Below are 5,350 nucleotides of genomic sequence, written 5' to 3'. Positions count from 1 at the left end.
CGCTACCCATAAGCGCCAGCCACCACCTTTCTTCGCTTCACAGTAAACCGCATCATCGAAGTCACGCGCATCTTCACCATCGATTGTCACCAAAGGCAGCTCACGTAAATCTACACGGCCTTCTTTCGCTTCTTCAGGAACATGCTCGCCTAGGTTTTCAATCTGCTTTTCGACCGCTTGCGGCCATTCATGAGGGATTTGGTGAGTGTGAATCGCAATCTTGGTCTCCATCCCCGGAGCCATATTCTCACCCAAAACTTCCGTAACTTTACCCATCATATTGCGTGAACGACCACCGCGATCCGTAATTTCGATCACCACAACGTTACCCATACGAGCACCGCCTTTATGCTCGGTTGGGATCAAAATGTCGTGACTGATTCGGGAATCATCAGGAACTACGTAAGAGTGACCATACTCTAGGAAGAAGCGGCCGATTAACGGAGCTGTGCGTTCTTCAAGTACACGTACTAAACGACCTTCACGACGACCGCGTTTGCTGTTGTCGGTTGGTTGTGCCAAAACGTAGTCACCGTGCATCAGTGTCTTCATCTGATGATGTGGCAGTAGAATGTCGTCATCCTTGCCTTTGCTGCCATCAGGGCGTACCCAGCCGTGACCATCTTTATGACCAATCACATACCCTTTAATCAGCTCCAGTTTCTCTGGTAGTGCGTAGCATTGGCGACGCGTAAAGATCAATTGGCCATCACGCTCCATCGCACGCAGACGACGGCGCAAACCTTCATATTGGTCTTCGCCTGATAAACCTAATGCCTCGAACAGATCGTTGCGGTTCATTGGAATATTCGCGTCCGTCAGAAACGAAAGAATAAACTCGCGACTTGGAACTGGATTCTCATAGTTTTGCGACTCTCGGTCTGCAAAAGGATCAGCATTAGCTGTGGTTGTCGTATTTTCTGACATCGGTATCTTTTTGGTCATAGGCGGGCCTGCTTAAGCAAGGAAGGGATATACATCTATTATATCCGATGCAACAGGTAAGCTACAGATATGCTTTAGAAAACCGACAAATTAGCTGAGATTGATACAAATCTTCATGATGTGAAATATCCGATCGTAATTCCGTTCAACCATCAAATTTTTACGCAAACGATAAAACAAACGTTTGCGACACCAATTAAATCGACTATGATTCAGCAAAATTTACCAAATCCTGTTCTGAGTATTGATATGAATTTAAAACGCACCTTAATTGCATCAGCGATGGCTAGCTTATCTCTGTTTTCTTTGACGAGTAACGCAATGGAAAAAGCGGATCTGATGATCACAGATGCCATGGTTCTGACCATGAACCAAGACAAAACCGTCTATGAGAGCGGTACGGTAGTAGTTAAAGACAACAAAATCATTGCTGTGGGCGATGCTTCATTAGAGAAGCAATACCAAGCTGAGCAAGTACTTGATGTCGACGGCGACATCGTAATGCCAGGTCTTATCAATACTCACACCCACGTTTCAATGACTGTGTTCCGCTCATTGGCTGACGATGTTCCTGACCGTCTACACCGCTATATCTTCCCACTGGAGAAGAAGCTGGTTTCGCGAGATATGGTTCGCATTGGCGCCAACCTAGGTAACGTTGAAATGATCAAAGGTGGCGTAACCACTTATGCGGATATGTACTACTTTGAAGATGAAGTAGCGAAGACCGTCGATAAGATTGGTATGCGAGCTGTACTGGGTGAGACCGTGATTAAATTCCCTGTCGCTGATGCGGCCAATGCTGAGGAAGGGATTAAGTACGCGCTCAACTTTATTGAAGAGTACAAAGACCACCCGCGTATCACGCCAGCATTCGCACCACACGCCCCTTACACCAACACCACAGAGATCCTACAAAAAGTAGCGAAGCTATCTCTGGAACTGGATGTTCCTGTGATGATCCACTTAGCAGAATCCCATCGTGAAGAAGAGAAGATCGCCGAACGCTCTGATGGCCTATCGCCTGTTCAGTACATGCATAGCATTGGCGCACTCAACAAAAACCTAGTTGGCGCACACATGATCCTGGTTGATGACGAAGACATTGAACTAGTGAAAGAGTCAGACATGGGCGTTGCCCACAATATGAGTGCTAACATCAAATCAGCGAAAGGCGTCTCGCCTGCTCTGCAGATGTACGATGAAGGTGTTCGTATTGGCCTAGGTACCGATGGTCCAATGTCGGGTAACACCTTGAGCACCATCGATGAATTCAACCAAGTTGCCAAAGTTCATAAACTAGTTAACAAGGATCGTGCAGCTATGCCGCCGATCAAAGTGATCGACATGGCGACGATGAGTGCAGCAAAAGCGCTACACATGGAAGATAAGATCGGATCATTAGAGATCGGTAAATTGGCGGACATCATTGTGATCGATACCAAAGCGCCAAACATGGTACCGGTTTACAACCCATACTCTGCACTGGTGTACTCAGCAAACTCAGGTAACGTTCGCCACTCAATCGTCGATGGTAAACTGCTGATGAAAGACCGCAACATGCTCACTGTTGATGAAGATAAGATTCGTCAAGAAGCACTGGATTTCACCAAAGTAGTGCGAGAAACCGTTGTAGAGTCAGGTGAAGTGGTTCAATAATCTCACCACTCAATAGCATGACTATCTAAATGCAAAAAGCCCTGCACTAATCTAATTAGGCAGGGCTTTTCAGCTTTCAGTGTCCCGTAATAATGAGTGCAGAGATCATTACAGGATTAGGATTCGGTATTACCAGAAAACGTCGCGTCGTTTGGCTCGAGCAATAATGTTGTCTGGCATTCTTTGCTCTAACCCACTCCTCAATACAGAGATGCGTTTGTGTTGACGCTGATCGGCAGTGACTGAGTTATACAGCCAGCGGTACGCGTCTTCATAATCTAACGGGCTACCATAATCACGCAGTAATAGCTCAGCTAAGTGAATACGCGCATTAAGGTTACCCATAGATGCTGCTTCACGTAGATAAGGGATCGCTCGCTCTTTATCTTGCTGAACCAAGGTACCACGTGAGTAGTAACGGCCAAGCTGCTCTAAAGCGGCCGGCAAACCTTGATGAGCGGCGTTTTCCATGTAGTACAGACCAAGTTCAACGTCTTGCTCTACACATACACCCCAAGCCAGCATATCGCCGTATAAAAACTCATAAGAAGGCAAACTGATACGCGTCGCACGCGCAACAATATCTTCAACCAGTTGGCACTTATCAGCTTTCACACGCTCAAGGTGTTGATTCTTTTCTATCAGATTGATCAGTTCAGCTTCTGTGTATATGGGTACCGGCTCACCGACATCAGCCAAATTAGCATGACTCAAGGAGGAGCTCAGCGCCATTATCAATGAAGCTGCCACAGTTCGTAGCTTCATACCTGCACTCTATTATCTTGTTTTAAAAACGTATTGAGCCTTTGGAAAACCCAAACTCAATTACATTTCACTCACTATGATATCTGTATCGGCAACGACGCCTATCGCTTTAGACAAAACTTGCCGCCAATGGGCAATATTTTGCCAGATAGCGTACAAAAGATCATCACACTCAAAAGTAGTACTGGTGAAACTCCAAATTGCAGGCACAAAAAAGCCAGCTTATTTCAGCTGGCTTTCTAAGAACTTTCTATTATCTATACACTTACGTGTATCAGCATTATGCGCTGTAAGGGTGAACCTTGATAATAGTTTCGTTACGGTCTGGACCTGTAGAGATAATGTCTACTGGTACGCCTGTTAGTTCTTCGATACGTTTGATGTAATCAAGAGCAGCTTGTGGAAGCGCGTCGATTGTCTTAGCACCAAATGTTGTCTCAGACCAACCTGGCATTGTTTCGTAGATTGGCGTTGCTTCTTCGAAAGATTCAGCAGCCATTGGAGAAACTTCTAGGATAGAACCGTCAGCCATCTTGTAGCCAGTACAGATCTTGATCTCTTCTAGACCGTCAAGAACGTCTAGTTTAGTCAGACACATACCAGTTAGAGAGTTGATTTGGATTGCGCGGCGCATTGCTACTGCATCAAACCAACCTGTACGACGTAGACGACCTGTTGTTGCACCAAACTCGTGGCCAACATCACCTAGGTGTTTACCTACTGGGTCTTGCTTGTCTAGACCATCGTAAAGCTCAGTTGGGAATGGACCTGAACCTACACGAGTACAGTAAGCCTTAGTAATACCAAGGATGTAACCGATGTGACGAGGACCAAAACCAGAACCTGCAGCAACACCACCAGCAGTCGTGTTAGAAGAAGTTACGTATGGGTAAGTACCGTGGTCGATATCTAGTAGAGTACCTTGAGCGCCTTCGAACATGATCTTGTCGCCGCGCTTACGTGCTGCGTCTAGTTCGTCAGTTACGTCCATAACCATTGAAGTTAGTAGATCTGCGTAACCCATGCACTGCTCAAGTACTTCTTCGTAGCTTACTGTTTCAGCTTTGTAGAAGTGCTCTAGTTGGAAGTTATGGAATTCCATTACTTCTTTTAGCTTCTCAGCGAACATTTCTTTATCGAAAAGGTCACCAACGCGTAGACCGCGACGAGCAACTTTATCTTCGTAAGCTGGACCGATACCACGACCCGTTGTACCGATAGCTTTCGCGCCACGAGCGATTTCACGCGCGTTGTCGATAGCGATGTGGTACGGAAGAATTAGAGGACAAGCTTCAGAAACGAAAAGACGCTCGCGCACTGGGATACCGCGCTCTTCAAGAGGCTTCATTTCTTTAAGAAGTGCTTCAGGCGAAAGTACAACACCGTTACCGATAACACATTTAACGTTATCGCGCAGGATGCCTGATGGAATTAAGTGAAGAACGGTTTTTTCACCGTCAATTACAAGTGTGTGACCTGCATTGTGACCGCCTTGGTAGCGAACCACGTATTTTGCATCTTCAGTTAAAAGGTCAACAATTTTACCTTTACCTTCGTCACCCCATTGGGTGCCTAGAACGACTACGTTATTTCCCATCTTTCCAGTATCTGTTGCTAGTTAAAAATGGATTCTAGCACCGAATCACAATTCTTGCAGTCATTTTTTGTTCACAATAGTGAGAATTGGTCACAAGCAGCACACATAAGGCGGTATCAAAATGCGTAAAGATACTGATATCATTCCTTTTTTATCTCATAAGGCACCTATCATGTCTCACTCTATTTGGCTGGCTATCGGCCTAGTTTTGGTCGTTGAAGGCTTAGGGCCACTTATTGCTCCAAGAGGCTGGCGCAACATGATGGCTCAGCTTAGTGAACAACCAGATAATCAGCTTCGACGTATTGGTGGTTGCTTAGTTGTTGCCGGTGCGGTGATTGCGTTTATGACGTATCGGTAATTCGGGATTCGAGATTCGAGATT

Annotated in this window: 5 protein-coding genes; 2 read left to right on the top strand and 3 right to left on the bottom strand. The window is 45.8% G+C overall.

Annotation, left to right across the window (positions count from 1 at the left end; translation table 11 throughout):
• A partial coding sequence (locus KI743_RS22315; RefSeq protein ID WP_285468292.1) for a winged-helix domain-containing protein occupies nt 1-945 on the bottom strand: 945 nt, incomplete at its 3' end.
• Nucleotides 946-1,194: 249 nt separating this feature from the next.
• On the opposite strand from KI743_RS22315, the gene KI743_RS22310 reads away from it, so the two are divergent.
• The gene (locus tag KI743_RS22310) at nt 1,195-2,604 is read left to right on the top strand and encodes an amidohydrolase (RefSeq protein WP_285468291.1); all 1,410 of its coding nucleotides are present in this window, start codon (nt 1,195-1,197) and stop codon (nt 2,602-2,604) included.
• A 129-nt stretch (nt 2,605-2,733) separates the two neighbouring features.
• On the opposite strand, the gene KI743_RS22305 is transcribed toward KI743_RS22310, so the two are convergent.
• Nucleotides 2,734-3,369 carry a tetratricopeptide repeat protein gene (locus KI743_RS22305; RefSeq protein ID WP_150872908.1) on the bottom strand — a complete coding sequence of 212 codons (636 nt, stop codon included), beginning with the start codon at nt 3,367-3,369 and terminating at the stop codon, nt 2,734-2,736.
• 280 nt (nt 3,370-3,649) lie between these two features.
• Nucleotides 3,650-4,966: an adenylosuccinate synthase gene (locus KI743_RS22300; protein WP_032549903.1), complete on the bottom strand. Its 1,317-nt coding sequence runs from the start codon at nt 4,964-4,966 to the stop codon at nt 3,650-3,652.
• 172 nt (nt 4,967-5,138) lie between these two features.
• Here KI743_RS22300 and KI743_RS22295 point away from each other — a divergent pair, with 172 nt between their 5' ends.
• Nucleotides 5,139-5,327, top strand: coding sequence for a DUF2065 domain-containing protein (locus KI743_RS22295; protein ID WP_032549906.1), 189 nt, complete (start codon nt 5,139-5,141; stop codon nt 5,325-5,327).
• Nucleotides 5,328-5,350 lie beyond the last annotated feature (23 nt).

It is taken from the genome of Vibrio sp. D420a (assembly GCF_030248625.1).
Classification (GTDB): Bacteria; Pseudomonadota; Gammaproteobacteria; order Enterobacterales; family Vibrionaceae; genus Vibrio; species Vibrio fortis_A.
The sequence above is the reverse complement of the archived record's forward strand: the minus strand, read 5'-3'. Positions and strand labels throughout refer to the sequence as shown.